General features: G+C 66.9%; 28 protein-coding genes, 1 tRNA gene and 1 pseudogene. 14 read left to right on the top strand and 16 right to left on the bottom strand.

Features of this window, described 5'->3' with window-relative positions; translation table 11 throughout:
• The coding region (locus NA11_RS41805) for a DUF2330 domain-containing protein (RefSeq protein WP_084655547.1) at nt 1-937 on the top strand (937 nt) is incomplete at its 5' end.
• Nucleotides 938-943: 6 nt separating this feature from the next.
• On the opposite strand, the gene NA11_RS41800 is transcribed toward NA11_RS41805, so the two are convergent.
• A complete protein-coding gene (locus tag NA11_RS41800; protein ID WP_069167661.1) occupies nt 944-1,177 on the bottom strand; it encodes a hypothetical protein in 234 nt (77 codons plus the stop codon).
• 169 nt (nt 1,178-1,346) lie between these two features.
• On the opposite strand from NA11_RS41800, the gene NA11_RS41795 reads away from it, so the two are divergent.
• Together NA11_RS41795 and NA11_RS41790 are read left to right on the top strand one after the other, a co-directional pair.
• Nucleotides 1,347-2,552 carry a sensor histidine kinase gene (locus tag NA11_RS41795; RefSeq protein ID WP_069167654.1) on the top strand — a complete coding sequence of 402 codons (1,206 nt, stop codon included), beginning with the start codon at nt 1,347-1,349 and terminating at the stop codon, nt 2,550-2,552.
• Complete coding sequence (locus NA11_RS41790; RefSeq protein WP_069167660.1) at nt 2,549-3,214, top strand: response regulator; 666 nt, start codon at nt 2,549-2,551, stop codon at nt 3,212-3,214. The genes NA11_RS41795 and NA11_RS41790 overlap by 4 nt, the downstream gene beginning before the upstream one ends.
• A 25-nt stretch (nt 3,215-3,239) precedes the next feature.
• Here the strand turns inward: NA11_RS41790 and NA11_RS41785 are convergent, their stop codons facing one another.
• The 6 genes from NA11_RS41785 to NA11_RS41760 form a co-directional block, all read right to left on the bottom strand.
• Entirely contained in the window at nt 3,240-4,196 is a 957-nt protein-coding gene (locus tag NA11_RS41785) for an alpha/beta hydrolase (RefSeq protein WP_069167653.1), read from the bottom strand.
• A 156-nt stretch (nt 4,197-4,352) separates the two neighbouring features.
• Entirely contained in the window at nt 4,353-4,775 is a 423-nt protein-coding gene (locus NA11_RS41780; RefSeq protein ID WP_069167652.1) for an HIT family protein, read from the bottom strand.
• Between the two features lie 264 nt (nt 4,776-5,039).
• Complete coding sequence (locus NA11_RS41775) at nt 5,040-5,606, bottom strand: hypothetical protein (RefSeq protein ID WP_069167651.1); 567 nt, start codon at nt 5,604-5,606, stop codon at nt 5,040-5,042.
• Nucleotides 5,607-5,669: 63 nt separating this feature from the next.
• Complete coding sequence (purB, locus tag NA11_RS41770) at nt 5,670-7,091, bottom strand: adenylosuccinate lyase (protein WP_069167650.1); 1,422 nt, start codon at nt 7,089-7,091, stop codon at nt 5,670-5,672.
• Nucleotides 7,092-7,097: 6 nt separating this feature from the next.
• Nucleotides 7,098-7,736, bottom strand: coding sequence for a TetR/AcrR family transcriptional regulator (locus tag NA11_RS41765; protein WP_069167649.1), 639 nt, complete (start codon nt 7,734-7,736; stop codon nt 7,098-7,100).
• Between the two features lie 128 nt (nt 7,737-7,864).
• Nucleotides 7,865-9,028 (bottom strand): pyridoxal phosphate-dependent aminotransferase, encoded by a 1,164-nt coding sequence (locus NA11_RS41760; protein WP_141718146.1) that lies wholly within the window; start codon nt 9,026-9,028, stop codon nt 7,865-7,867.
• Between the two features lie 66 nt (nt 9,029-9,094).
• Here NA11_RS41760 and NA11_RS41755 point away from each other — a divergent pair, with 66 nt between their 5' ends.
• Nucleotides 9,095-10,075, top strand: a complete 981-nt coding sequence (locus NA11_RS41755) for a M23 family metallopeptidase (protein ID WP_069167647.1) — start codon at nt 9,095-9,097, stop codon at nt 10,073-10,075.
• A gap of 4 nt (nt 10,076-10,079) precedes the next feature.
• Here NA11_RS41755 and purD read toward each other — a convergent pair whose 3' ends face one another.
• A complete protein-coding gene (gene purD / locus NA11_RS41750; protein ID WP_069167646.1) occupies nt 10,080-11,357 on the bottom strand; it encodes a phosphoribosylamine--glycine ligase in 1,278 nt (425 codons plus the stop codon).
• Nucleotides 11,358-11,475: 118 nt separating this feature from the next.
• On the opposite strand from purD, the gene NA11_RS41745 reads away from it, so the two are divergent.
• A complete protein-coding gene (locus NA11_RS41745) occupies nt 11,476-11,853 on the top strand; it encodes a PH domain-containing protein (RefSeq protein WP_069167645.1) in 378 nt (125 codons plus the stop codon).
• A gap of 67 nt (nt 11,854-11,920) precedes the next feature.
• Nucleotides 11,921-12,346, top strand: coding sequence for an HIT family protein (locus NA11_RS41740; RefSeq protein WP_069167644.1), 426 nt, complete (start codon nt 11,921-11,923; stop codon nt 12,344-12,346).
• A 105-nt stretch (nt 12,347-12,451) separates the two neighbouring features.
• Here NA11_RS41740 and NA11_RS41735 read toward each other — a convergent pair whose 3' ends face one another.
• The gene (locus NA11_RS41735) at nt 12,452-13,135 is read right to left on the bottom strand and encodes a hypothetical protein (RefSeq protein ID WP_069167643.1); all 684 of its coding nucleotides are present in this window, start codon (nt 13,133-13,135) and stop codon (nt 12,452-12,454) included.
• Between the two features lie 75 nt (nt 13,136-13,210).
• Between NA11_RS41735 and NA11_RS41730 the strand changes: the two genes are divergently transcribed.
• The 3 genes from NA11_RS41730 to NA11_RS41720 all read left to right on the top strand — a co-directional run bounded on the left by NA11_RS41730 (nt 13,211) and on the right by NA11_RS41720 (nt 15,618).
• A complete protein-coding gene (locus NA11_RS41730) occupies nt 13,211-13,858 on the top strand; it encodes a TetR/AcrR family transcriptional regulator (protein WP_084655546.1) in 648 nt (215 codons plus the stop codon).
• A gap of 354 nt (nt 13,859-14,212) precedes the next feature.
• Nucleotides 14,213-14,734 carry a type IV toxin-antitoxin system AbiEi family antitoxin domain-containing protein gene (locus NA11_RS41725; RefSeq protein WP_245746561.1) on the top strand — a complete coding sequence of 174 codons (522 nt, stop codon included), beginning with the start codon at nt 14,213-14,215 and terminating at the stop codon, nt 14,732-14,734.
• Entirely contained in the window at nt 14,731-15,618 is an 888-nt protein-coding gene (locus tag NA11_RS41720) for a nucleotidyl transferase AbiEii/AbiGii toxin family protein (RefSeq protein WP_084655545.1), read from the top strand. The genes NA11_RS41725 and NA11_RS41720 overlap by 4 nt, the downstream gene beginning before the upstream one ends.
• Before the next feature lie 114 nt (nt 15,619-15,732).
• On the opposite strand, the gene NA11_RS41715 is transcribed toward NA11_RS41720, so the two are convergent.
• The 3 genes from NA11_RS41715 to NA11_RS41705 form a co-directional block, all read right to left on the bottom strand.
• Nucleotides 15,733-15,804, bottom strand: a tRNA-Thr gene (locus NA11_RS41715).
• A gap of 131 nt (nt 15,805-15,935) precedes the next feature.
• Nucleotides 15,936-16,178: an MbtH family protein gene (locus NA11_RS41710; protein WP_011207082.1), complete on the bottom strand. Its 243-nt coding sequence runs from the start codon at nt 16,176-16,178 to the stop codon at nt 15,936-15,938.
• 171 nt (nt 16,179-16,349) lie between these two features.
• A complete protein-coding gene (locus tag NA11_RS41705; RefSeq protein ID WP_069167641.1) occupies nt 16,350-17,183 on the bottom strand; it encodes an alpha/beta fold hydrolase in 834 nt (277 codons plus the stop codon).
• A gap of 165 nt (nt 17,184-17,348) precedes the next feature.
• On the opposite strand from NA11_RS41705, the gene NA11_RS46090 reads away from it, so the two are divergent.
• The 4 genes from NA11_RS46090 (at nt 17,349) to NA11_RS41685 (ending at nt 21,430) form a co-directional block, all read left to right on the top strand.
• Nucleotides 17,349-17,519 (top strand): hypothetical protein, encoded by a 171-nt coding sequence (locus NA11_RS46090; RefSeq protein ID WP_167837852.1) that lies wholly within the window; start codon nt 17,349-17,351, stop codon nt 17,517-17,519.
• A 92-nt stretch (nt 17,520-17,611) separates the two neighbouring features.
• Nucleotides 17,612-19,168 (top strand): alpha,alpha-trehalose-phosphate synthase (UDP-forming), encoded by a 1,557-nt coding sequence (locus NA11_RS41695; protein ID WP_069167657.1) that lies wholly within the window; start codon nt 17,612-17,614, stop codon nt 19,166-19,168.
• Between the two features lie 70 nt (nt 19,169-19,238).
• Nucleotides 19,239-19,976: a response regulator transcription factor gene (locus NA11_RS41690; protein WP_069167639.1), complete on the top strand. Its 738-nt coding sequence runs from the start codon at nt 19,239-19,241 to the stop codon at nt 19,974-19,976.
• Nucleotides 19,973-21,430, top strand: coding sequence for a sensor histidine kinase (locus NA11_RS41685; protein ID WP_084655544.1), 1,458 nt, complete (start codon nt 19,973-19,975; stop codon nt 21,428-21,430). The genes NA11_RS41690 and NA11_RS41685 overlap by 4 nt, the downstream gene beginning before the upstream one ends.
• A gap of 14 nt (nt 21,431-21,444) precedes the next feature.
• Here NA11_RS41685 and NA11_RS41680 read toward each other — a convergent pair whose 3' ends face one another.
• Nucleotides 21,445-21,837, bottom strand: coding sequence for a RidA family protein (locus tag NA11_RS41680; protein WP_069167638.1), 393 nt, complete (start codon nt 21,835-21,837; stop codon nt 21,445-21,447).
• Nucleotides 21,838-21,952: 115 nt separating this feature from the next.
• Between NA11_RS41680 and NA11_RS41675 the strand changes: the two genes are divergently transcribed.
• Nucleotides 21,953-22,924, top strand: a complete 972-nt coding sequence (locus NA11_RS41675) for a helix-turn-helix transcriptional regulator (protein WP_069167637.1) — start codon at nt 21,953-21,955, stop codon at nt 22,922-22,924.
• 36 nt (nt 22,925-22,960) lie between these two features.
• Here NA11_RS41675 and NA11_RS41670 read toward each other — a convergent pair whose 3' ends face one another.
• From NA11_RS41670 to NA11_RS41660, 3 genes and pseudogenes are all read right to left on the bottom strand, one after another.
• On the bottom strand, nt 22,961-23,446 hold the full coding sequence (locus NA11_RS41670; protein WP_069167636.1) for an Rv1363c family protein: 486 nt from the start codon (nt 23,444-23,446) through the stop codon (nt 22,961-22,963).
• Nucleotides 23,443-24,264 (bottom strand): Rv1363c family protein, encoded by an 822-nt coding sequence (locus NA11_RS44505; protein ID WP_084655543.1) that lies wholly within the window; start codon nt 24,262-24,264, stop codon nt 23,443-23,445. The genes NA11_RS41670 and NA11_RS44505 overlap by 4 nt, the downstream gene beginning before the upstream one ends.
• Nucleotides 24,261-24,461, bottom strand: a pseudogene (locus NA11_RS41660) (virulence factor Mce); the annotation flags it as partial. The pseudogene NA11_RS41660 and the gene NA11_RS44505, both read right to left, overlap by 4 nt.

The following is a 24,461-nucleotide window of genomic DNA, read 5'->3' as shown; positions in this document are numbered from 1 at the left end:
CGGCGCGGGCACCGTCGCGGCGCCGCCGGGCAGGCACGCATCGGTCGATCACGAGGCGGCGTTGCTCAGCTGGGACGGGCGGCGGGAAACGCTCGTCCTCGACCTGAATCTGTTGGCCGACACCGACAATGCCGTGCTGGTCGTGCCGACGCCGACCCGCGCCACGCTGGCACCGGTCTCCGAAAGCACCTTCCTGGCCTTGAGTCAGCTGACCGTGCCGGAGATCGTGACCGAGCGCCGCTGGTTCGGCTCGCCCGAGCAGCCAACGGGCGCACCCGACGCGCGGTATTCCGCGCTCACCTCGCCGCTCGGCCCGCTGGAGCTGACCAACTTCACCGGTGATCAACTCACCGATCTGCACACCTGGCTCGGCAGCACCGGGTATGCGGTCGGCGCGGAATCCCGTGCCGCGCTGGAGATGTACCGTCGCGACGGCTGGTCGTTCGTCGCCATCCGGCTGTCCCGTCTCGACTCGCTGACCGGGCCGCTCGACCCGATCCGGCTCAGTTTCGACACCGATCGGCTGGTCTATCCGATGCGGTTGGGGTCGACCACTCCGCAGCAGGTGCAGCTGTATGTGCTGAGCGAACACCGAGTCACGCGTTCCGACGCCGATATGCACAGGCAGACGGTCGACGTCGACTTCGCCGGACGCATTGCGGGCAGCGACAATCCGACACTGCGGGAGCTGACCGCAGGCGGCCAGGACTACCTGACCGAAATGTCGGTGTCGGTTCCGGAACCCTCGGCCGTCACCACCGACGCCACCTTCGCCGCCGCGCCCACCGACGATCCGGTCCGGGCGCGCGTCACCCTGGTCGAACACGTGCAATTCTTCGACATGCCCGCAGGCGCGGTCATCCTCGCACCGGCGGCGCTTGCCGCGGCCTGCGTGCTGTTCGCGCTCGTTCGCACCCTCCGCAAACAACCCGGATAGCGGTCGCTAGGCATCGAGCGCCTTCGCCTTGTCGGTCGCGCGCCCGGCCAGGACGATCCCGAGCACGGTCGTCACGGCGAACGCGACGAGCTGGCCCGTCCAACCGCCGGGCACCCAATCGAACAGGCCCCACAACTGAGACTTGCGGTGGTCGATGAGCAGGCGAATCACGGCTTGTGCCGAGACGACCGTCACCACCATCCCGACAATCTGCAGTCCGACCCACACGTTCTTGTCCATCACCGTCTCCTTCGTGATCCAGCCCCGTACGTCTCCATTTCCCATGGTTGTCCTGGTGTGGGTGCCCGCACATCGGTCGGCGGTCGACGGGCAGTTCATCCTTTGGTCGAACCGAATTCGCCCTGCAGGCCGATGCGCAGGCTGATGACCGGCACCTACAGTCACCATCATGCCCTCAGCACCCCTGTCGTCGGCGCCACCGCTTCGGCCGTGGTCACACGCCTGGCGACTGGCGTTGGCCGCGGCCATCGGCGCGCTGGCCTGGTCGACGGCACGGGGCGAGCTTGCGTCGATCGACGACACGCTGCCGAGGTGGTTCCTGATCGGCGATCCGCTGATCGGCGTGGTCTGCGTCGCGCTGACCCTGTGGCGGCGCAAGTACCCGGTGACGATCGCCGCGGTGGTGACACTGGCCTCCACCGTGTCGGTGACCTCCAACGGTGCGGCCGCGCTGGTGCTGTGTTCGCTGGCCACCAGGCGGCGCTACCCCGAGACGATCGCCATGGCAATCGTCTCGGTGGCGACCGGCCTGCTCACCGAGAACCTGATCTATCCGAAACAGACTGGTCCACAGCCGAATTGGTCTGACGTCGTGATACTCACGGCCATCGTCGCCGCCATCGTCGCGATCGGCTTCGCGGTCGGTGCGCGGCGAGATCTGGTGTGGTCGTTGCGCTGGCGGGCCGAGACCGCCGAACGCGAGCAGCACGCGCGGGCGGCCGAAGCGCGACTGCTCGAACGGCACCGCATCGCACGGGAGATGCACGACGTACTGGCACATCGGATTTCGGTGGTCGCCATGCACGCGGGCGCACTCGGTTTCCGCACAGACCTGACCAGGGAGCAGACCGCGGCGACCGCGAAAACCATCGCCGAGAACGCCCATCTCGCGCTGCAGGAACTGCGTGAGGTGCTCGGCGTGCTGCGCGCGAGCGACGACACCGCGCTCACCGACACCCCGGAACCACCGCAGCCGACGCTCGCCGACCTCGCCCGCCTGGTCGACGAGGCGCGCTCGGCGGGCATGGACGTGTCGATCAGCAACACCACCACGGCCGACCTGCCCGCGACCAGTGCGCGCACCGCGTACCGCATCGCCCAGGAGGGACTCACCAACGCGCGCAAGCACTCTCCCGGCGCCACGGTGCTGGTGCGCATCGACGGCGGACCCGGTCAGGACTTGATCGTCGACGTCGGCAACTCGGCGCCGCGGCGGCCAGGCTTCGCGATACCGTCGTCCGGCTACGGCCTGCTCGGGCTCACCGAGCGGGCCGAATTGGTCGGCGGCACCCTCGATTACGGTCCAGACGCCGACGGCGGCTTCCGATTGCGCGCCGTGCTGCCGTGGCCCGCGCTGACGACGAGCGACCGATGACGTCGCGCATTCGCGTCGTCGTCGTCGACGACGAGCCGCTGGCCCGCTCGGCGCTGACGCTGATCCTCGGCGGCGATCCGGAATTGGAACTGGTCGGCGAGGCCGCCGACGGCGCAGAGGCGATCGCGGTGGTGCGTGCGCAGGCGCCCGACGTCGTGCTGATGGATATCCGGATGCCGGTGCGCGACGGGCTCGACGCCACCAGGGAACTGCTCGACCGCGCCGATCCGCCGCGGGTTGTCGTGCTCACCACGTTCAATGCCGACGAGATGGTGTTGCAGGCGTTGCGGATCGGGGCGCACGGGTTCCTGCTCAAGGACACTCCGCCCGCCGAGATCGTCGCCGCCGTCAAGCAGGTCGCGGCAGGCAGGCCGATGCTCTCGCCGAGCGTCACCGCGCAATTGATCTCGGTCGCCACCGCGGCGCCGAGCAGAGAGGACGAGGCCCGCGTCCGCGCCAACCAGGCACTCGACACCCTCACCGAGCGGGAACGCGATATCGCCGACGCCATCGCCCGCGGCCTGTCCAACTCCGATATCGCCAAGGAGTTGCACCTCAGCGTCGCGACCGTGAAGTCGCACATCACCAGGCTGCTACTCAAGCTGGACGCCGAAAACCGGGTCCAGATCGCGATTGTCGTGCTGCACGCGGGACAGCGCTGACGAGATCTACTGTGCCGGCAAGTAATCAGGCGCCGATGGCTGAGGAGATCGTCGGCCATGACGCGTGCAGGGTGTCCTGCCAATAGGACCAGGAGTGAGTTCCGGTGGCGCTGTGGTCGACTCGGGCCGGAATGCCCATCCCGCGCAGGCGTTGCTCGAAGGCGATCACGCAGGCGTTGACGCCGAGCTCGATCGGGCCGCCGAGGAAGACGTTCTCGGCCAGTTGGGGTTTGATCTCCGTCTCGTGCGGGCCGGGGATGCCGGTGCCGGTGGACAGATAGATCGTCTTGCCGCGCAAGGCTTCCGCCAGCTGTGCCGGATCGTGCTCGATCCAGCCCTGGCTGCCTGGCGGGCCCCACATGTTGAGCGGGTTGCCCCCGCGATTGGCGATGGAGAACAGCACCGCGCCCATCGCCAAACCCGTGTCAGGACAGGCGCTGTAGCCCGCGACGGCGCGGTACAGCCACGGCTTGCGGGCGGCAAGGATGAAGGCCGCGTTGCCGCCCATCGAGAGGCCGCCGATCGCGTTGACACCGTTGCCGTTGAACGCGGCATTGATCAGTGGCGGTAGTTCCTCGGTCAGGAAGGTCTCCCACCGGTAGCGGCCGAATCGGGGGTCGTCCTGCTGCCAGTCGGTGTAGTAGCTGGCCTGCCCGCCCACCGGCAGCACCACGTTGACCTGCTGGCCCGCGAAGAACCGCTCGGCGTCGGTGGCATTGGTCCAGGTGCTCTGGGTGACACCGGGATCGAGTCCGTCGAGCAGGTAATAGGCGGGGCGTTGGCCGCCGCCCGCCGGATGCAGCACCTGCACCTGGACGGTTCGGCCCATCGCGGGCGAATCGATGAATACCGCTGCGCGCGTTGGGCTCAGCTCGTCGATCCGCTCGAGCCGCGCGGCGGTGGCCGTCGCAGGTCCGACGATCGCAGGCCCGCTCACCGCAACAAAGGTCAGCACCGACACAGCAATCAAGGAAAGCCGCACGTCACCACCTCCATCACCGCATGACAATGGCCTTTCAACGTAACTCAGCCGGCGTCATCGGGAAAGAGAAAGTGATCTTCGGCGCTCTTTCAGCAAACCGTCCAGTCCGTACCGCGCGTCACTCCGGACCCACCCGTAACGAGCCAATCGTGCCGATCAGCGATCGAGCGCACCCTTGATCGAACCTGCCAAATAGTCCAGGTCAGCGCGCTGCGGACTGGTCGGACGCCCCCGCAACCCGAACCCGTCCCCCACCGTCCGCGGAATCACATGCAGGTGCACATGAAAAACTTCCTGCCCCGCCGTCACCCCGTCGGCCAAGAAAAAGTTGACCCCGTCACAACCCACCTCACTGTCCCGCAACGCCGCAGCCAACCGCTGCCCCACCTGGAACAACTTCCCACAGACCGCCGGATCCAACTCGGCAAGACTCCGCGCCGCCACCTTCGGCACCACCAACAGATGCCCCGGCGTCATCGGCCGAATATCCATGAACGCCAACACATCATCGTCCTCATACACCACACTCGCCGGCGCCCGCCCAGCAACAATGTCCCCAAAAATCGTGTACGGATTCACCCCGAAACCCTAACCCGACCCCAGCACCCCTCCTCCGGGAAATCAGTACCGCGCAGGCCCGGCTACGCCCATACTGGGCATCAGCTTCCGGCACTAGCTGGAAGAAGTGGACCCGGCTCCTCTCCGGACGGTGAGCAGTCGGGTTTCGCGCTTTTCGGACGCCCGCATTGTGTCGCATCAACACAATTGCATAGTCACCACCCAACGCATGCAGTATCCTGAACACAGCTTCCGGCACTAGCTGGAAGAAGTGGACCCGACTCTTCACCGGACGGTGGGCAGTCGGGTTTCGCGCTTTTCGGGCGGGGCATCAACATCAATGACTGCTCGCACCAATGGCATAACCAGCGTCTTCCATGCACCGCCTGCCCCATACGCCCAGGCCACCGCATCCGGCCACCACAATGCAGGCTCAGTGTGCGGCAGAAGATGAACGTACGGAAGCTGAGCAGAAGCCTTCCGGAGCACCGTGGCGATGCAGTGCCGATCACGATGATCTTGACTTTCCCTCGACTCGATCACCAACCGGGAAGCTTTTGCATCGACCAGATCCGTCACCAACTCGACAAGGCAGTCCGCTCGCGTCTCAACTTCTGCGCCGCGCCCCTCATAAATCGCTACGCCGACACCGGCGGACCGCGCCATCGCGCCCAGGATCTGCCGCCGACGCGGCTCGGGCTCGTGATTGAAGTGCCATCGACGTTGGCCCGGCAGGCAGAAGCTGCGGCTCAGCGTCCGAACATGGTGCAGTCGATTGCACGGCACCATGACAGCGCACAACAGGTAGCGATCCCGGCGAATCGACTCGTCGACGAAGGCGTGGAAGGGCACCGAGGGACGATACCCGTTCGCTATCGCTCAAACGATCGAATTGCTGCGAGATGGCAGCGGGCGCTACAGGATTGGCGACGGGGTGTAGCGGGCGGCTTCGGGGTATTGGTCGACGAGTTTCTGGACCTGGCCGATGACGTCGGATACCTGCGCTTCGGCGGCGCCGATGAAGGCCGACTTGTCGGCGAGGGCGGTGTCGAGGGCGGCGCGGTCGAGCGGAAGACGGTCGTCCGCGGCGAGGCGGTCGAGCAGGTCGGGTTCGCGACCCTGCTCGCGCATGGCGAGGGCGACGGCGACGGCGTGCTCCTTGATGACCTCGTGCGCGGTTTCGCGACCGACTCCCGCACGGACCGCCGCCATCAGGATGCGGGTGGTGGCGAGGAAGGGCAGGTAGCGGTCGAGTTCGCGGGCGATGACGGCCGGGTAGGCGCCGAATTCGGCGAGCACGGTCAGGAAGGTTTCCATCATGCCGTCGATCGCGAAGAAGGCGTCCGGCAGCGCGACGCGGCGCACCACCGAGCAGAAGACGTCGCCCTCATTCCATTGCGCGCCAGCGAGTTCCGCTGCCATCGAGGCGTACCCGCGCAGCACCACCTGCAGACCGTTGACGCGCTCGCACGAGCGGGTGTTCATCTTGTGCGGCATCGCCGAACTGCCGACCTGGCCGGGCTGGAAGCCCTCGGTGACCAGCTCGTGCCCGGCCATCAGCCGGATGGTGTGCGCGAACGAGGACGGGCCCGCACCCACCTGGACCAGCGCGGAAAGCACGTCGTGGTCGAGCGAGCGCGGGTACACCTGGCCGACGCTGGTGAGCACGGTCGCGAAGCCGAGGTGCGTGGCCACCTGCTGTTCGAGCTTGGACAGCTTGGCCGGATCACCGCCGAGCAGGTCGAGCATGTCCTGGGCGGTGCCCATCGGGCCCTTGATGCCGCGCAACGGGTAGCGGTCGATCAACTCGCGCACCCGGGTGAGCGCGATGAGCAGTTCGTCGGCGGCCGAGGCGAAGCGCTTGCCGAGGGTGGTGGCCTGCGCGGCGACATTGTGCGAACGCCCCGCCATCACCAACGCCTGGTATTCGGCGGCACGCTCGGCCAGCCTGGCCGCGATCGCGACACCGTGGGCGTGCACGTGCTCGAGTGAGAGCCGGATCTGCAGCTGCTCAACGTTCTCGGTGAGGTCGCGGCTGGTCATGCCCTTGTGCACGTGCTCGTGCCCGGCGAGCGCGTTGAATTCCTCGATCCGCGCCTTCACATCGTGGCGGGTGACCCGCTCGCGCTCTGCGATGGAGGCGAGGTCGACCTGTTCGAGCACGCGCTCGTAATCGGCGAGCACGCCTGCGGGAAGGTCGATTCCGAGTTCGGACTGGGCCCGGAGCACCTCCAGCCACAGTCGCCGTTCGAGCACGATCTTGTTCTCGGGCGACCACAGACGCACCAGTTCAGGGCTGGCGTATCGAGTGGCTAAGACGTTCGGAACAGCGCTCACGTCTTGTCAGTCTAGTGTGCGATAACCGTCCACTCGCTGGGGCGTCGCCGGTGCGACGATATCGATCACCTCGAGCAACGCACCGCGGGCCATCCGCCGCGGTTCGGGTTCCTGTTCGGTCAGTGCCGCGACCACCGCACCGTCGACCACCGCGACCAGCCTGCGCAACTGCTCCGGCCGCACCAGGCGGTCGGAGCGGCGTAGCACGTCGGCGAGCAGCTCATCGAGCTGAGCACGCAGGCGTAGCTGGACCTCCCGTAATTCGGGATGCCGCGCCGACGCGACCGAGCGCTCGTAGCGGGCGATCAACTGCCCGCGCGCGCCCTCGTCGTGCCCGTCGGTGCCGACCAGCAGATCGAGCACCAGGTCGACGGTCGCCTCGCCGCCCCGCCTGCGGTGGCTGACCTCGCCGACCCGGCGGCGCATCGCCTCGAGTTCCACGTTGCCGCTGAACTCGACCGCGCGCGCGATCAGATCTTCCAGTGATTCGAAGTAGTAGGTGGTGGACGCCAACGGTAGGTCGGCTCGGGTCGCGACCGAACGATGCCGCACCGCCTCGAATCCGCCTTCCAGCAACAACTCGGCGGCAGCAGCTACCAGAGCCTGGCGACGCCGTTCGCCTTTCGGGGTCGTCGCGGTGATCACCGTGCCATCGTGCCAGTCGTCATCAGTTCTTCCAGGGGAAATCAGGGAGGAATAGCAACCATCGTTGTTTTACCGTATCCGCGCGGCCACGGTGCCGAACTGCGGAAAGTTGTTGCCGGACACGACGATCAGACTGCCAGATAGTGCCCTAGACGGACTAGTGCCTCTTCGATATCCGCGGTGGCTCCCGCAAAAGAGAAGCGGACTGTCCGATTTCCGTGCACGGTGTCGAAATCGATGCCAGGCGCAAGTGCCACACCGGTGTTCGCGAGTACGTCGGCGCACCAGGTTCGCGCGTCGTCGGTGAGATGCCCGATGTTGGCGTAAGCGTAGAAGGCTCCGTCCGCAGGAGCCAACTCGGTGATGCCCAGTTTTGGCAAGCCGTCGAGCAGCAGCTGCCGGTTCACCGCGTACCGGCGCACATGGCCGTCGAGCTCGGCCTTGGCCTCGGCGCCGAAAGCGTACAGCGCCGCGTATTGGGAAATGGCGGGCGGGCACACGGTGAGGTTGGAGGCGAGCCGTTGCAGCGCGGGCCGCAAACCGCTCGGTGCAAGCATCCAGCCGAGACGCCATCCGGTCATCGAGAAGTATTTGGACACCGACCCGATGACGACCGATTCGCGCGACGTCTCCCACGCCGAAGACGTTCCGGTGTGGCCACTGTCGTAGGTGATGCCGTGGTAGATCTCGTCGGAGATGAGCAGGGTGCCGTGCGCGTCGCACCAGCGCGCCAGGGCGGCGAGTTCGGCGGGGGCGATCATCGTGCCGGTCGGGTTGGCCGGGCTCGCGACGACCAGCCCGGCGGGCGGCTCCGGCAGTGCGTCCAGCATCGCAACCGTCGGCTGGAATCTGGTTTCGGCGCCGCAGTCCAGTTCGACGACCCGACAGCCGAGTGCGGTGAGGGTATTGCGGTACGCGGGATATCCGGGCCTGGCCACCACCACGGTGTCGCCCGGGTCGAAAGCGGCCAGGAAAAGTAAGGAGAACGCGCCCGACGATCCGGTCGTGACCACCACCTCGTCCGGGTCGACGGAATAGCCGTAGGTCGCGGTGTGATGCTCCGCGATTACCTCGCGCAGCGGCAGGATGCCGAATGTTTCGGTGTAGCCGAGCAATTCGGAGGCGATCGCGGCCTCGGTGGCTCGCAGCACGGGCACCGGCGCCGGCGTCGACGGCTGACCAGCGGCGAGAACGAGCACGTCGCCGTGGGTTCTTGCCCGTTGCGCAGCAGCTTTCCAGACATCCATCACGTAGAAAGGTGGGATGGTCGACCGGCGAGATTCTCTGGACACCCGAAGGACGGTATACGGTCGCGCCCGGGTTACCACCAGCTTTCTACCCGGGTTAGGGTCGGCTTGATGCTCGAGAAGGCTCGTCGGGCTGGGCTCGACCGCATACGTGGAGTGGGTGGCATCGGGGTCATTCCGCCGGATTGGCGTGCCCGGTTGCGGGAACGACCCACGCGCGGCTTCGGTACCGTGTTCGATCGAATGAAGGCTGCGGCGGCGCCGCTGCGGCGCGATCCGCGGGAATTGTGGGAGCGACGAGCCGAGTTGCGTGCGACATGGGACAAGCGGCCGGATCGCGACGAGCTGCTCGCCCTGCTCCGCAAACATCGGGTGCTCCTTGCTGGGCTGGCCGTGACCATGGTCTTCGCCGCGGGTGACGTCTCGTTCGACGGCACGATCAGCACGAGCACGCCCGCGCAGGACCATGCGCAACGCGTCGCCGTCGCCTATCCCCCGCAGATGCAGTCCGCGCCCTCGTCGGTGCGCCGCTATCTGAATGCCATCGCCAACGGCGAACGGCTACGCGAACAGGAAGTGGTCCAGGCCGCGGCCCGCGCCACGCTGGAACGCGCCAAAGCGGAGGCCGCTGCGGCCACCGCGGGCCAGTGGCAGCCGTGGATGACGAGTGGCGCGACGACGCCGGGCTCGGTGCTGCCTGGCATCACCGGTTATGTCATGCCCGCGCGCGGCGCGTTCACCTCCGGATTCGGTTCCCGCTGGGGCACTTTCCACAACGGCATCGACATCGCGGGCCCGATCGGCACACCGATCTACACGGTCGCCAACGGCACCGTCATCGACGCGGGACCCGCCGAGGGTTTCGGGCTCTGGGTGCGCATCCGCCACGACGACGGCACCATCACCGTGTACGGCCACATGTACGACTTCTTCGTCTCCCGCGGCGAACGCGTCCCTGCGGGCATGCAGATCGCCCGCATGGGCAACCGCGGCGACTCCACCGGCCCGCACCTGCACTTCGAGGTGATCATGGGCGGCCAGCACGTCGACCCGAGGCAGTGGCTTGCCTTGCACGGCTTGAACTTCGGCTAGTACATCAGCTGGGGACGGCGATGCGGTCCTCGACGGCGGCGAGGCCGATGTCGGTGCGGTAGTGGCTGCCGGGCAGTTTGATCGAGGTGATGCGTTCGTAGGCGTTGGTGCGGGCCTCGGCGAGGTCGGCGCCGACACCGATGACGTTGAGGACACGGCCGCCCGCGGAGACCAGTGCGCCGTCTTCGCGCAGCGCGGTGCCCGCGTGCAGCACCGCGGTCGGCTCGTCGAGTGCGCCTTCGCCGGCACCGGTGATCACGTCACCGATGCGCGGGCGGCCCGGGTAGTTCTCGGCGGCGAGCACCACGGTGATCGCGGCGCCGTCACGCCAGCGCGGGGCGGCGACCTGGGCGAGCGTGCCGGTGGCGGTGGCGTTGAGCAGTTCACCGAGCGGGCTGTCCAGCAGCGCGAGCACCGCCTGAGTTTCGGGATCGCCGAAGCGACAATTGAATTCGACGACCGCGGGACCGGCCGCGCCCATCGCGAGGCCGGCGTAGAGCAGGCCGGAGAAGCCACTGTCGCGGCGAACCAGTTCGGCGGCAACGGGTTTCACCACGTCCTCGACGATCGCGGTCAGCGCGTCCTCGGACAGCCACGGCAGCGGCGTGTAGGCGCCCATGCCGCCGGTGTTCGGTCCGGTGTCACCGTCGCCGACTCGCTTGTGGTCTTGCGCGGGCAGCAACGGCACCACCGTCGCCCCGTCGACCAGGCAGAACAGCGATACTTCCGGCCCGTCCAGGAACGACTCAAGCAGCACTGGATGGCCTTGCTCGAGCAGTTCGGCACCGTGATCGCGCGCCGCGCGCCGATCGGCGGTGACGACCACACCCTTGCCTGCGGCGAGCCCGTCGTCCTTCACCACCCAGGTCGGCCCGAAGCGATCCAGCGCAGCGTCGAGTTCGGCCGGGTTGTCCACGATCTCGCTGTGCGCGGTCCGCACGCCCGCGGCGGCCATCACATCCTTGGCGAAGGCCTTCGACCCTTCGATCCGCGCGGCCGCGGCCGACGGTCCGAAGCAGGCGATCCCGGCCGCACGCACCGCGTCGGCGACGCCGAGGACCAGCGGCACCTCCGGCCCGATCACCACGAGATCGGCCTCCGACTCGATGGCCAACGCCACCACCGCCTCGGCCGAGCACGGATCGACCGGCCTGGTCCGCGCGTGCTGCGCGATCCCCGCGTTGCCTGGCGCGGCGACCAGCGCGGTCACCGCTGGGTCCCGGCGCAGCGCAAGGACGAGGGCATGTTCACGGGCTCCGGAACCGATGACGAGTACGCGCACGGCAGACAGCCTAAAGGGCGCTGCCGCACCGGGCGGCGAAGGGGATGATGGAAAGGGATGGTTCGGGCATACCGCAGCTCGGCCACGCCAGCACAGACCGCGCAAAGGATGGCAGACAATGGGTCTGATCGATGGACTGATGGGCAATGCCGGACGGATCGATCCCGGCCAGGCGCAGCAGGAATACGCGAAGCTGATGGGCAACGGTGAACAGATCTACGCCGCGTACCTGCTGGTCCGCGACGCCATCCTGTTCACGAATCGGCGCCTGATCCTGGTCGACAAGCAGGGTATGACCGGCCGAAAAGTGAGCTATCACAGCATTCCCTACCGGGCGATCACCCACTTCTCGGTGGAGACCGCAGGCACCTTCGACCTGGACGCCGAGCTGTCCATCTGGATCTCGGGCAGCAGCGAACCGTTGCAGAAGCGGTTCAATCGTCAGGTCGACATCTACGAAGTGCAGGGCATCCTTTCGCATTTCGCGGCGGTGTAGCGCGGTCGAGGCGAGTGCCGGAACCGGCGCGCGCCCCGGCCAGGCACGCGCGGCTAGTCTGCGAGGCATGGCTTCTGTCTTCAGCGCGATCATCGCAGGTCAGCTTCCCGGTCGATTCGTATGGGAGGACGACGATTTCGTCGGTTTCCTCACCATCGCACCGGTCACACCCGGTCACACCCTGGTGGTGCCCCGCAAAGAGATCGACCAGTGGCAAGACGTCGACGCCGACACCTTCGCGCGCCTGAACGGTGTCGCGCAGAAGATCGGGCAGGCGGTGCGGCAGGCGTTCGACGCGCCGCGCGCAGGCCTGCTCATCGCAGGCCTCGAGGTGCCGCACCTGCACGTGCACGTCTTCCCGGCCTACACCATGGGCGATTTCGACATCTCGGGCGCGGACACCAACCCGACCCCGGAGTCCTTGGACGAGGCGCAAACCAAGATCAAGCAGACGCTGCGTGATCTCGGCTACGGGTCGAACGTTCCGGAGTGAGTGCGGGCCGGACTCGAAAGAGGCTCGCCGGCCGGCGATGTGGTCGACCGCTGATCCACAAGAGCGCGCCCCTGGGCGCGCTCTTGCCCCGTCAGGATCGAACTCTTACAAGGGTTTACAGATGATGGAGGCGAAGCCGACCCGGTTCGCCCGCATTTTCGCCGACACCGATCGCCGGAAGTTCGGGTGCAGCAGGTGGTACACGAAGGCCGCCAGCGTTCCTGGCAGCCGCACCTGGTTGACGAAGACGTACGGTCCTGGCTCCATGGGGCCGAGTAGGGCGATGTCGTCCACCTTGGCGTCGTGATGGAACCAGCCCGCGACCGAGTCGAAGTACCGCAACGCGCGGTCCGCGTCGTCGGCCGTGAAGTGGTTGAACAGGAAGGTGCCCGACGGCGAGCGGTCGATATCGCCCATGCGCCTGATGTTGCGAGCGGCCATGACGAAGTCGGCGCCGAATTGCTGGAATGCCTGCGTTTCCTGCACCGACTCCAGCGCGCTCGGTGTGGTGGTCTCGATCAGCACGATCACATCGAAACGCGGGCTGGTGCTGGACGGCTGGATCGCCACGGCCCGATAGACCGTGGCCGTAACCACCTCGTCGAGCGCTTGCAGTTGACGGGTCAGGTCCTGACACCGGCGCAGCACCTCGCGGCGCCGGGAACTGCGTGGCACGAACGGGACTCGACGCGGTGGGTCCGCGCGGAACCCGAGATAGAGGTAGCCGTAAGGGGCCACCTCGACGTACGGGGCGGGCGGGTTGGTGTGCGTTCGCTGGTCGGTGGTCATGAGATGGTCCTTTCGAGATAAAATAATCGATCGATCGATTAATTCTAAACCCGACGAAGGGAGCAGGGAAGCCCCATGACGACACCTCGGCGTGGACCAGGGCGCCCACGGAAGGCCGACGCCGGCGACACCAAGGCCGCGTTACTCGGCGCCGCATTGCGGCTCTTCGCCCGCAACGGTTACGCGGGAACCTCGATCCGGTCGATCGCGCGCGAGGTCGGGTTGAGCGAGAGCGTGCTCTACGCGCACTTCGACAGCAAGCAGGCGATCTTCGATGCCGTCTTGTCCACGCTCGGCCCCAAGACCCCGTTCGACGTTGCGGGCTACGACTCGTCCCTCGCGGACACCGACCCACCGCAGTACCTGCGCGAACTCGTGCGCGCGGCACTCGACGAGTGGGAACGCGAAGACGACCGGCTACTCATCAGCGTGATGGCGCGCGACGGCCTGCTGCACAGCCCCACCCTGCGAAATGCGGTGTCGGCTATGCGAACCCAGATCGGTCTCCTGTTCGACCGCTGGATCACCGCAGGCCTGATCCCCGCGGACCTCGCCACACCGGAAGACCTGGCGATGACCTTCACCGGTTTCATCGGCCTCACCCGAATACTCCACCTGCACGCCGACGCGACAGCTCACGACCGCGCACAGGCCAGCGACGACATCCGTCGCCACGCCGAAACCTTCATCCAGCTCGTCTTCCGCAACGACAGCACCCATTGACGCAAAAGAGCGCGCCCCGAAGGACGCGCTCTTGCATTGAGCCCCCTGTCAGGATTGAACTGACGACCTTTCGCTTACAAGGCGAGTGCTCTCCCGCCCGCAAACCATCCGCCTGCGAGTAACGCCGCCGCACGCCTCGCACGTGCGCACTGCGTCGACAGGATGCACACCGTGCGCTGGCCAGCCTGAAAAGTGGGCCACAGCAGTGAATGCGGCGATGTTGACTTCCGTAGGAAATCCTATACAGTCGATGGGTAGCTGTACAGGATTTCCTAAAGGCAGCCAGAGGGGCAGACGATGAACCCGGCGCGAATCCTCACCGAGCTCCCTGACACGTTCCGGTTCAACGATGCTGTGAAGCTCATCGGCGAAGGGCGTTTTCGTCGACTGCTCGCCGACGGGCAAATCATCCGCCTAGCCCATGGCCTGTATCGCAAGGCCGACTGGATCGGCGACGAAGACCTCTTGGCCATCGCGACTCGGGCACCTCGCGCCACGCTCGCGCTGCGATCCGCTCTTGCACGGCACGATCTGATAGACGACATACCCAGCACCATCGACATCGCTATCCCGCGCGGCGCCTGGGCACCGAAACTGGAGACGCCGGTCAGGTGGCACCGTTTCGATGCCACGACCTTCGATATCGGACGGGACGACTTGAGCATCGGTCAAAGCCACAGCATCGGCATCTACTCCGCCCAGCGGAGCATCATCGACGCCTTCCGCCTTCGGCATCTAGAGGGCGACGACCTCGGCATCGAGTCGCTCAAGCGGTGGCTACACCAGGGCGGACAAGCATCGGAACTGCTGCGGCTGGCGAAGTCGTTTCCCACCGCGCAACGCGGGCTGAATCAGACGATAAGCATCCTGCTGTGAACGACGCGAATACCGGTGATCGGACATATCGCGCACTGCAGCAGAAGGCGAAGACCACGGGGCGCAACACCCAAGAACTGTTCGATCTTTACCTGCTAGAGGGGTTCCTCATACGACTGGCTGCCAGTGCCCACCGCGAAGCATTCGTCTTGAAAGGTGGCGTGCTGCTTGCTGCGTTCGGAAACCGGCGCCCGACGCGCGATGTCGACCTGGCCGCAATCGATGTGAGCAATGAGAGCGAGAACATCCTCGGTTTGATCCGCGCGATCTTGGCGGTGCCAGCCGATGATGGACTAACGTTCCAGCTCAACTCGCTGACCGCCGAGGTGATCCGCGACGACAGCGAATATTCAGGTATCCGGGTCAGCGCCAAGGCCACGTTGAGTCGCGCGAAGCTCAGCTTCCACGTCGACGTGAATGTTGGTGATCCGATCTATCCCGAGCCGACCACTGTGGCCGTACCCCGACTGCTCGACGGCGACCCAATTACAGTCCGTGGCTATCCCCTACAAATGGTCTACGCAGAGAAAATCATCACCGCAGTTCAGCGAGGCACTGCGAGCACCCGGTGGCGTGACTTCGGCGACATCTGGACGCTCACCCACCATCACCCGATAACGGGATCCGACCTCCAAGGGGCGATCCAGGCAGTCGCGGTTTTTCGCCAGGCGACGATCATTCCTCTCAGCGAAGCCCTCGACGGGTACCCGACAATCGGCCAGGCAAAGTGGGCTGCGTGGCGGCGGCGCACCGATAACCGAGTGCTTCCCGAACAGTTCGAGGAAGTAGTCGCGACCGTCATAGCTTTCAGCGACCCCGCGCTATCCGGGCTCGTCACTGGCCAAGTGTGGGATCAGCACCAACGTTCGTGGGTACGCAGGTGACTGGGGCAGTTGCGCTGTTCATCTGAGCCGGTCTCGAAAGGGGTACTCCGGCCATCGATGCGGCCAACCGGCGAACCGAAAAGAGCGCGTCCCGAAGGACGCGCTCTTGCTTTGAGCCCCCTGTCAGGATTGAACTGACGACCTTTCGCTTACAAGGCGAGTGCTCTACCACTGAGCTAAGGAGGCGGGTGGCGTCCGGGGACACCGGGGAAAGCGTTGCCCATCATAACCGGGCACGCCGACTGCGTGACACCGGCTTTCGGCGTCACGCAGCGGCGGTCGATCGAATGTCCCGGCGCAGTATCAGATACCGCGGGTCAGGACTGGGCGCCCTGGCGGGCAGCGTCGTCCGCGGCCATCGCATCGCGCAGGCTCTTCGGACGCATGTCGGTCCAGTTCTTCTCGACGTACTCGACGCAGGCGGCCCGGCTGTCCTCGCCGAACACAACGCGCCATCCGGCCGGAACCTCCGCGAAGGCGGGCCACAGGGAGTGCTGCTCTTCGTCATTGACCAGAACGAAGAAGCGGCCGTCCTCGTCATCGAACGGGTTGGTGCTCAATTTCACCTCACTGGATACTGGCGCTATGTATGGGACCGCTCCTGGATCGCCCGGCGCCGCATCCGACGAACCGAGGGTCCACGGACTTGCGCACCGAACGAGTCCCGAGCGTTGTTTCGACCCTAGCAAGGCAAGCGTTACGCCTGGGCGGTTACCTCGGGGCGGGCTTGCTCAGCTCGCGAAAAAGTCGAGCAGGATCTTGTTCACCGTCTCCGGCCGCTCCAGGTAACCGAAGTGGCCCGCGTCCGGAACCTCCTGGTAGCGGGCACCGGGGATGGCCTCGGCGACCTCACGCGACAGGTACGGCGGGATCATCCGGTCGTCGGCGAAACCGACCGCGAGGCATGGCACGGTGATCGCGCGATAGGCCTGCACGCGGTCGAAATCGTGGTCCATCCGCCGCTGCGCCCTGATGCCGGGAGTCACCGGGCCGCCGGTGAATTCGAACAGATCGAGCCAGTCGCGCGCCGCATGCGGCTGGGCCATCGTCGCGGGCGACAGATTCATCACGGCGGTCACCGCGGCCTCGTACTTCGCGGGCAACTGCACGCCGCTGGCGTCGAGTTCGTGCTCGCCGAGCGAAAGCACCTTCTGGAACTGGTCGAGGCGTCCGTGGCCGGCCATGAAGACGGCCTTGCGCACCAGCTCGGGCCGGGCGAGCGCCAGCTCCTGCGCGACGCGGGCGCCCATCGAGGTGCCGACCACCAATGCGGGTCCCTCGTCGAGGAATTCGATCAGTCCCGCGGTGTCGGCGACCAATTCGTCGAGGGTCATCCCATCGGCGGCCTCGTACGACGGCGCGATCCCGCGGTTGTCGAACGTGCACACCCGGTAGCCCGCCGCGATCAATGCGGGCACCTGATGCAGTTCCCAGACGCGGCCGGGACTGCCGGTGCCCATGATCATGACCACAAGCGGCCCCGAACCCTTGACATCGGTACCCCGCGCACGGTCACCTTTGACCTGGTAGTTGAGGGATATTCCATTCACCGTGGCCAGCGGCATATCGACCCTTTCGTGGAGTTGATGCTCCGTCCCACGGTATAGGGGAGGCCGGGGTCGGCACACCGGCCGGGGGCCCGTGTGATGCGGGTGCCACCCGGCCACGGCGGCGCCAGATACCATTGACTATTCGCACGTACGAGCGTAGTGAACCGGGAGGACTTGAAGATGGCCGCGAAGGGCAGCGCGAACGACATCGCGGACGACGATCTGGAACCACTCGCCGACGAGACCGCGCGTCAGGCGCAGCGCGTCGTCGCGGCCTACGCCGAGGATGCGGACGAGTGCCGGATGCTGTTGTCGATGCTCGGCATCGGGCCGAGCACCCGGGTCGAATAACCCCACCCAGCCTCTTCGACGCCAACGGCGACGTCGACTTACCCGGCTCCCATGGGACCCAGCGACGCGCAAAGGATGCGTGAGTGGATCAGATGACTCCGTCCGACGACTCCGAACCCGCCCTAGACAACGGCGCTGCCGATACCCCGACCTCGAGTGCGGGCCCGGCCGAATCCGGATCCGGTTTCGTCGTCGTGGCCAATCGGCTCCCGGTCGACTTGGAGCGCCTGCCTGACGGCACCACCCGGTGGAAGCGCAGCCCCGGCGGCCTGGTCACCGCGTTGGAGCCGGTGCTGCGCAGCAACAAAGGCGCCTGGGTCGGCTGGGCGGGGGTGCCGGACACCGAGATCGATCCGATCATCGAGGACGGGCTCGAGCTGCATCCGGTGCCGCTGACCTCGGACGAGGTCGGCGACTACTACGAGGGCTTCTCCAACGGCACGCTGTGGCCGCTCTATCACGACGTGATCGTGCGCCCGGTCTACGACCGGAAATGGTGGGCCGCCTACGTCACGGTGAACCGCCGCTTCGCCGAGGCCACCGCGAAGGTGGCCGCCGAGGGCGCCACCGTCTGGGTGCAGGACTACCAGCTGCAGCTGGTGCCGAAGATGCTTCGGATGCTGCGGCCCGACCTCACCATCGGGTTCTTTCTGCATATCCCGTTTCCGCCGGTCGAGCTGTTCATGCAGATGCCGTGGCGGACCGAGATCGTGGAGGGCCTGCTCGGCGCCGACCTGATCGGTTTCCACCTACCCGGCGGCGCGCAGAACTTTCTCTATCTCGCCCGCAGGCTGGCCGGGCAGCCGACCTCGCGCGGCACCGTCGGGGTGCGGTCCAAGCTCGGCGTCGTGCAGGTCGGATTCCGCACGGTCCGGGTCGGTGCGTTCCCGATCTCCATCTCCTCCGCGGAACTCGACGAGCACTCGCGGCGTCGCTCGGTTCGCGAACGAGCCGCGAAAATCCGTGCGGAACTGGGCAATCCGAAGAACATCCTGCTCGGTGTCGACCGGCTCGACTACACCAAGGGCATCGATATCCGGCTCAACGCGCTGGAGGAGCTGCTGCTCGACGGCCGGGTCGACCCGGCGGAGACCGTCATGGTCCAGTTGGCCACCCCTAGCCGCGAGCGGGTGGAGAGCTACATCCAGATGCGCGGCGACATCGAGCGGCAGGTCGGCCGGATCAACGGCGAGTTCGCCAGGGTCGGCTACCCGGTGGTGCACTACATCCACCGTCCCATTCCGCGCGACGAGCTGATCGCCTTCTTCGTCGCGGCCGACGTCATGCTGGTGACGCCGCTGCGCGACGGCATGAACCTGGTCGCCAAGGAGTACGTCGCCTGCCACAGCGGCCTCAACGGCGCCCTGGTGCTCAGCGAATTCACCGGTGCGGCAGCAGAATTGCGCCAGGCCTACCTGTGCAACCCGCACGACCTGGACAGCGTCAAGGACGCCATCGTCTCCGCGGTGGAGGACGATCGTGACACCAAACGCCGTCGCATGCGTTCCATGCGCCGCCAGGTCCTCGCCCACGACGTCGACCGTTGGGCCCGTGCCTTCCTGGAGGCACTGGCCCAGGGACAGGTGGCGGGCAGCGCCCTGCTGACCGACGACGACGTCTACCCGGAGGACCGTCAGCCTTCCCGCTGAACCGGCCACTCACAGGAATCACCCAGGATTGGTCCAGCAACTTCGCAGGCGGATGGCGGACCATGGGTCCATGAGTGGTGCGCCTGCGGACCAGGCACCCGAGGCGCGGGTGCTGGTGGTCGACGACGAGCCGATGATCGTGGAGCTGCTCGCGGTCAGCTTGCGCTACCAGGGCTTCGCCGTCGATACGGCCGCGGACGGGGCGCAGGCGCTGGACAAGGCGCGCAGCTTCCGGCCGCAGGCGCTGATCGTCGACGTGATGATGCCGGGCATGGACGGCTTCGGATTGTTGCGCAGGTTGCGCGCCGACGGCATCGACGCCCCAGTCCTGTTCCTCACCGCCCGCGACGAGGTGCAGGACAAGATCACCGGGCTCACCCTCGGCGCCGACGACTATGTCACCAAGCCGTTCAGCCTGGAGGAGGTCGTCGCCCGACTACGGGTGATCCTGCGCCGCGCAGGCCATGCCGCTCCGCAACGCGAGAGTTCCCGAATCCGGTTCGAGGACATCGAACTCGACGACGACACGCACGAGGTGTGGAAGGCGGGCGAGCCGATCGCGTTGTCCCCCACCGAGTTCACGCTGCTGCGCTATTTCATGGTCAACGCGGGCACGGTGCTGAGCAAGCCGCGCATCCTGGATCACGTGTGGCGCTACGACTTCGGCGGCGAGGTCGGTGTCGTGGAGACCTACGTCTCCTATCTGCGCAAGAAGGTCGACACCGGCAGCGACCGCTTGATCCACACGTTGCGCGGCGTCGGCTACGTGATGCGAGCCCCGAACCGCAGCCGGTCGGCCGGGGCATGATCTCGGCGCGGCTGGCGAAGGTCCGCACCTCGGTTTCCGGCTCGCTGTCCGCGATCCCGCTGCGCGTCACGCTGATGGTGCTGCTGGTGCTGACCGCGGGTCTGGGCCTGCTGCTCTCCGGGCTTGCGGTCACCTCCGAACTGGAGAAGTCGCTGACCGCGCGCACCGATCAGCAGCTCAAGGAGGGCGCGATCGAATGGCAGCGCCGGGCGCGGATTCCGGCGCCGATGCAACCGGCGTCGGAGGCGCGGCATCCGCCGAGCCAGTTCTATGTCCGTGCGGTGAACGCCAACGGCATCCTCATCACCAGAGCGTTCGGTGTCGACGCCGAACCGAGGCTGCCTACCGAGGCGGGACCCGGCCCGACTACTGTCCGCTCGGTCGCAGGCCCGATCGAGTGGCGGACACTGACGATCAACGGTCCCGAAGGGCCGACCACGGTGGCGCTGCCGCTCAACCAGAACAACGAGACCGTCAGCCGGTTGGTCACGCTGCAGCTGGTCGTCGGCGTGGTGGTCCTTGCAGCGCTTGCCATCGTCGCGTACTTCGTGATCCGCCGCAGCCTGCGCCCGCTCGTCCGGGTGGAGAACACCGCGGCGGCGATCGCCCGCGGCGATCTGTATCGCCGAGTTCCGGTGCGCGGCAACAACACCGAGGTCGATCGACTGTCCCGCTCGCTCAACGGCATGCTCGCCCAGATCCAGCAGGCGTTCGCGAAGACCGAGGCCTCCGAGGCCGCCGCGCGCCGCTCCGAGGCGAGGATGCGCCAGTTCGTCGCCGACGCGAGCCACGAACTGCGCACCCCGCTCACCACCATCCGCGGCTTCGCCGAGCTCTACCGCCAGGGCGCCAACACGGCCCCTGACCTGTTCATGGACCGCATCGAACGCGAATCGCAACGCATGGGCATCCTGGTCGAGGACCTGCTGATGCTGGCCCGCCTCGACGCGCAACGCCCACTGGAGCAGAACCAGGTCGATCTGCTCGCCGTGGCCAGCGACGCCGTGCACAGCGCACGCGCCATGGCCGCCGCCGCCGACCCCGATGCGCCCCGCCGCCGGATCGAACTCGAAATCCGGCCGGGTGAAGGCACTTTGGAGCTGGTCGGGGACGAGACCCGGCTGCGCCAGGTGCTGTCCAACCTGCTCAACAATGCCCTCACGCATACGCCGCCGGATGCGTCGGTGGCGGTCCGGCTCACGCCCGCCGCCGACGAGGTCATGCTCGAGGTCGCCGATACCGGCCCCGGCCTGCCGCAGGACGAGGCCGACCGGGTCTTCGAGCGCTTCTACCGCACCGATGGTTCCCGCACCCGCAGCAGCGGCGGCACCGGCCTCGGCCTGTCCATCGTCCAAGCGTTGGTCAGTGCACACGGCGGCACCGTGAGCGTGCAGAGCGCGGAGGGCATCGGCACGGTCTTCACCGTCCGGCTGCCGCGCGAAAACGCTGTGTGACAGCGCTTTACCTGCTAGTCGGGGATGATCGCGACGGCATCGATCTGTACGAGCACATCAGGGCGCAGGCCCGCTGCGGTGTAGACGACCGTGATGGCGGTGCGGCGATCACCCCACACCGATTGTGCCGCTGCGTATCCCACCTGTGCGTCGACTCCTTCGACCAGGAAGATGTTGAGCTTGACGACGTGGTCGGGGCCGGTGCCTCCGGCAGCGAGTACCGCAAACACGTTGCGCATTGCCTGCTGGGTTTGCGCCTCGATGCCGTCGAGCAGCTGCCCGGTGCGGTCGGTGCCGAGTTGGCCACCGACATAGAGCATGGGACCCGCCGGCGCGATGACGCCCTGGGTGAAGGCCGGGCTGTAGGCGAGTTCTTCGGGATCGAGGTGAGTGACCTTCGCGGTCATGCGCGTGCTCCTTGGGATTTCGGGTGTGGGTCGCGCGGTAGGTCTACCGCCGTGAACGCAGTCTCACACGGATAGCGGACAGAATCGGTCCGCTATTTTGGGCATTGTGGGTCACATGGAAGAACGCGGAACGACCGAGCGGGTGTTGACCCTGCTCGGCCTGCTGCAGCAACGCCAGGTCTGGACCGGTCCCGAACTCGCCGACCGGCTCGGTGTCACGCCACGCACGGTCCGCCGCGATGTCGAGCGGCTGCGCACGCTCGGTTATTCGGTGCGCGCCGCCCAGGGCGTCGGCGGTGGCTACCAGCTCGGTCAAGGGCAAGACCTGCCGCCGCTGCTGCTCGACGACGAGGAGGCGATCAGCACCGCCGTCGCCCTCCTCGTCGGCGCGGGCAATGCGGTCACCAGTGCCGACGCCGCACTCCGCGCGCTGACCAAGCTCGACCGGGTGCTGCCCGCGCGGTTGCAGCACGAAGTGCGGGCGCTCGCCGGTTCGGTGGAGTCCTTCGGCGGCGGCCGCGCCACGGTCGACGCCGAGGCACTCATGACCCTGGCCAGAGCCTGCCGCGACGAGGTTCAGGCCGCCTTCACTTACCCGTCGCGAAATGCCGTGCACGCCAGACGTGTCGAGCCTTACCGCCTGGTCGCCTCCGACCACCGCTGGTACCTGCTCGGCTACGACCTGGATCGCGACGATTGGCGCACCTTCCGCGTCGACCGGATGACCGAGGTGTCCGCGCGGACCTGGCGCTTCCAGCCGCGCCCGGCGCCGGACGCTGCGGCATACGTCCAGGAAGGTGTCGCGAGCCGGGTCTATCCGCACCGGGCGCGCTTCCTCGTGCACGCGTCGGCCGACACTGTGCGCGCGAAGGTTTCGAGTTCGGCGGCCGTCGTGCGTGAACGCGGAACCGACCGCTGCGAAGTGATCAGTGGCGCCGATACCGGCGTCGACGCCGTCCTCGTTCGCGTGCTACTGCTCGGGCACCCCTTCGAGGTGCTCGAGCCGCCCGAGCTCAGAACCCGTTGTCAGACATTGGGACAGCTCTTGGTCGCGGCGGGCTCGACTGTTCCGGACGAGCCGCACTGACGAAGGTGGCAGCCCTTGTGCCACTCCCCTTTTCGCTCAGAGCGGGGTGATCTGGTCGACAAGCCAGCGATCGCCGTCCTTTTGCAGGGTGGCGCGGACTCGGCTGCCGGTGGTGGTGCCCTGGGGCGAATCCTTGCTTGTGGTCACCTGATTGAGGAAGAGCAGGACATCCGCGTGGGATTTGTCCGCGGCGATCACGCCGCCCGCCTGGGTGGTTGCCTTGACGGAGAGTTGTTTCTCCTTGGCGCCGGGGGCGATTGCCTGGGTGATGAGCTTCAGGTAGTCGTCACGGAACTTCGGGGAGAGGGCGTCGGCGGCCTTCGGGAGTTCCTTGTCGACTGTTTGGAAGTCATAGCTGAACATGGCGGAGACGGCACGGTCCGCCGCCGTCACCGCATCCTTGCGGGCTTGTTCGGCTTGGCGGTCGTTCCAGAGTTGGAATCCGCTGACGCCGAGGACGATCAGCGCGACGAGGGCGACGGCGCCGAGGCCGGCCATGACGATCTTGCCTGGTGATTTCATGCCACGAACTCCACGTTGGACACGGTCAGCCCGGCATCGCCGCGGTCGACGGTGACGCGGAAGCGGTAGAGCCGCGTCTGCGGACCTTCCTGGCCCGCGTTGGTCAGTGTCTGCTTGGCGGCCACCAGCACCTTGGCTGAGTTCTCGTCGTCGCTTTCCACCGCGGCCTCGACAATCTCGCCGGTGGAGACGACCTTTGCCTGCTGCACGATGTTCATGAACGGGTCTACCCGGCCGTCGAATTCGCTCTTGAACTGGCCGGAGGCGACCGCGAGGATCCGGTCGATGTCCTGCTTCGCCGAGTCGGCGCGGATCGTGGTGAGGTTGAGCACCGCCTGCCTGGCGGTCTGCACGTACTCGGTGCGGCGCTCTGCGCGGGCGTCGGCCGAACGGACTTGAACCACCGCGATGGCTGCGCCGACTACCAGGGCGAGCACCAGGACCGCGGCAGCCGCCATGGCGACGAGGCGTCCGGCGCCGAGCGACTTCTTCGGCTGGTCGGCATCCGCAGGCTCGTCGACGGCTGCCGTTTTCCCGAGATCGACGGGCGAGTCAGCGGCTGCGGACTTGCCGAGATCGACCGAGGCACCTGCCGACACCGCAGCCTTCGAGGACTCCGTGGAAACCTCAGCCGCCGAAGCCTTTTCTGCCGACGATCCAACGACCGCACCACCACCGAGCGCGGTGGCCGTTGCGGCACGTGCGGTCTCCGCGGGAACCGACATCACCTCACGGTTCGCCGTCTCCTCGACCGGTGGGCCCACCGAGCGCACCGCGCGACGTCGCGCGCGCTGCCGATCTCCGTTGTTTTCCGTCATCGTTGCTGCTCCTCGAGCATCGCCTGCCAGCTCGACGGTACCGTGCCCGTACCGCCCGGTCCGATATCTCCTTGTCGATAGGTGCGTCCGTCCGGTCCAACGTACTGACCGGTCTTCGGGTCATAGGCGCGGGCGGCCGCAGGTGTGCCGGTACCGTAGGCGGCGGGCGCCACCTGGCCGGGCGCGAGCGGCGCCGC

The sequence above is a fragment of the Nocardia altamirensis NBRC 108246 genome, assembly GCF_001612685.1.
Lineage (GTDB): Bacteria > Actinomycetota > Actinomycetes > Mycobacteriales > Mycobacteriaceae > Nocardia > Nocardia altamirensis.
The sequence above is the reverse complement of the archived record's forward strand: the minus strand, read 5'-3'. Positions and strand labels throughout refer to the sequence as shown.

Bases quoted from the DNA above. Each gene is read 5' to 3' on its own strand.
- NA11_RS41800 (WP_069167661.1), bottom strand. From the start codon at position 1,177: ATGGACAAGAACGTGTGGGTCGGACTGCAGATTGTCGGGATGGTGGTG.
- NA11_RS41795 (WP_069167654.1), top strand. From the start codon at position 1,347: ATGCCCTCAGCACCCCTGTCGTCGGCGCCACCGCTTCGGCCGTGGTCA.
- NA11_RS41790 (WP_069167660.1), top strand. From the start codon at position 2,549: ATGACGTCGCGCATTCGCGTCGTCGTCGTCGACGACGAGCCGCTGGCC.
- NA11_RS41755 (WP_069167647.1), top strand. From the start codon at position 9,095: ATGCTCGAGAAGGCTCGTCGGGCTGGGCTCGACCGCATACGTGGAGTG.
- NA11_RS41745 (WP_069167645.1), top strand. From the start codon at position 11,476: ATGGGTCTGATCGATGGACTGATGGGCAATGCCGGACGGATCGATCCC.
- NA11_RS41740 (WP_069167644.1), top strand. From the start codon at position 11,921: ATGGCTTCTGTCTTCAGCGCGATCATCGCAGGTCAGCTTCCCGGTCGA.
- NA11_RS41735 (WP_069167643.1), bottom strand. From the start codon at position 13,135: ATGACCACCGACCAGCGAACGCACACCAACCCGCCCGCCCCGTACGTC.
- NA11_RS41730 (WP_084655546.1), top strand. From the start codon at position 13,211: ATGACGACACCTCGGCGTGGACCAGGGCGCCCACGGAAGGCCGACGCC.
- NA11_RS41705 (WP_069167641.1), bottom strand. From the start codon at position 17,183: ATGCCGCTGGCCACGGTGAATGGAATATCCCTCAACTACCAGGTCAAA.
- NA11_RS46090 (WP_167837852.1), top strand. From the start codon at position 17,349: ATGGCCGCGAAGGGCAGCGCGAACGACATCGCGGACGACGATCTGGAA.
- NA11_RS41695 (WP_069167657.1), top strand. From the start codon at position 17,612: ATGACTCCGTCCGACGACTCCGAACCCGCCCTAGACAACGGCGCTGCC.
- NA11_RS41690 (WP_069167639.1), top strand. From the start codon at position 19,239: ATGAGTGGTGCGCCTGCGGACCAGGCACCCGAGGCGCGGGTGCTGGTG.
- NA11_RS41685 (WP_084655544.1), top strand. From the start codon at position 19,973: ATGATCTCGGCGCGGCTGGCGAAGGTCCGCACCTCGGTTTCCGGCTCG.
- NA11_RS41680 (WP_069167638.1), bottom strand. From the start codon at position 21,837: ATGACCGCGAAGGTCACTCACCTCGATCCCGAAGAACTCGCCTACAGC.
- NA11_RS41675 (WP_069167637.1), top strand. From the start codon at position 21,953: ATGGAAGAACGCGGAACGACCGAGCGGGTGTTGACCCTGCTCGGCCTG.
- NA11_RS41670 (WP_069167636.1), bottom strand. From the start codon at position 23,446: ATGAAATCACCAGGCAAGATCGTCATGGCCGGCCTCGGCGCCGTCGCC.
- NA11_RS44505 (WP_084655543.1), bottom strand. From the start codon at position 24,264: ATGACGGAAAACAACGGAGATCGGCAGCGCGCGCGACGTCGCGCGGTG.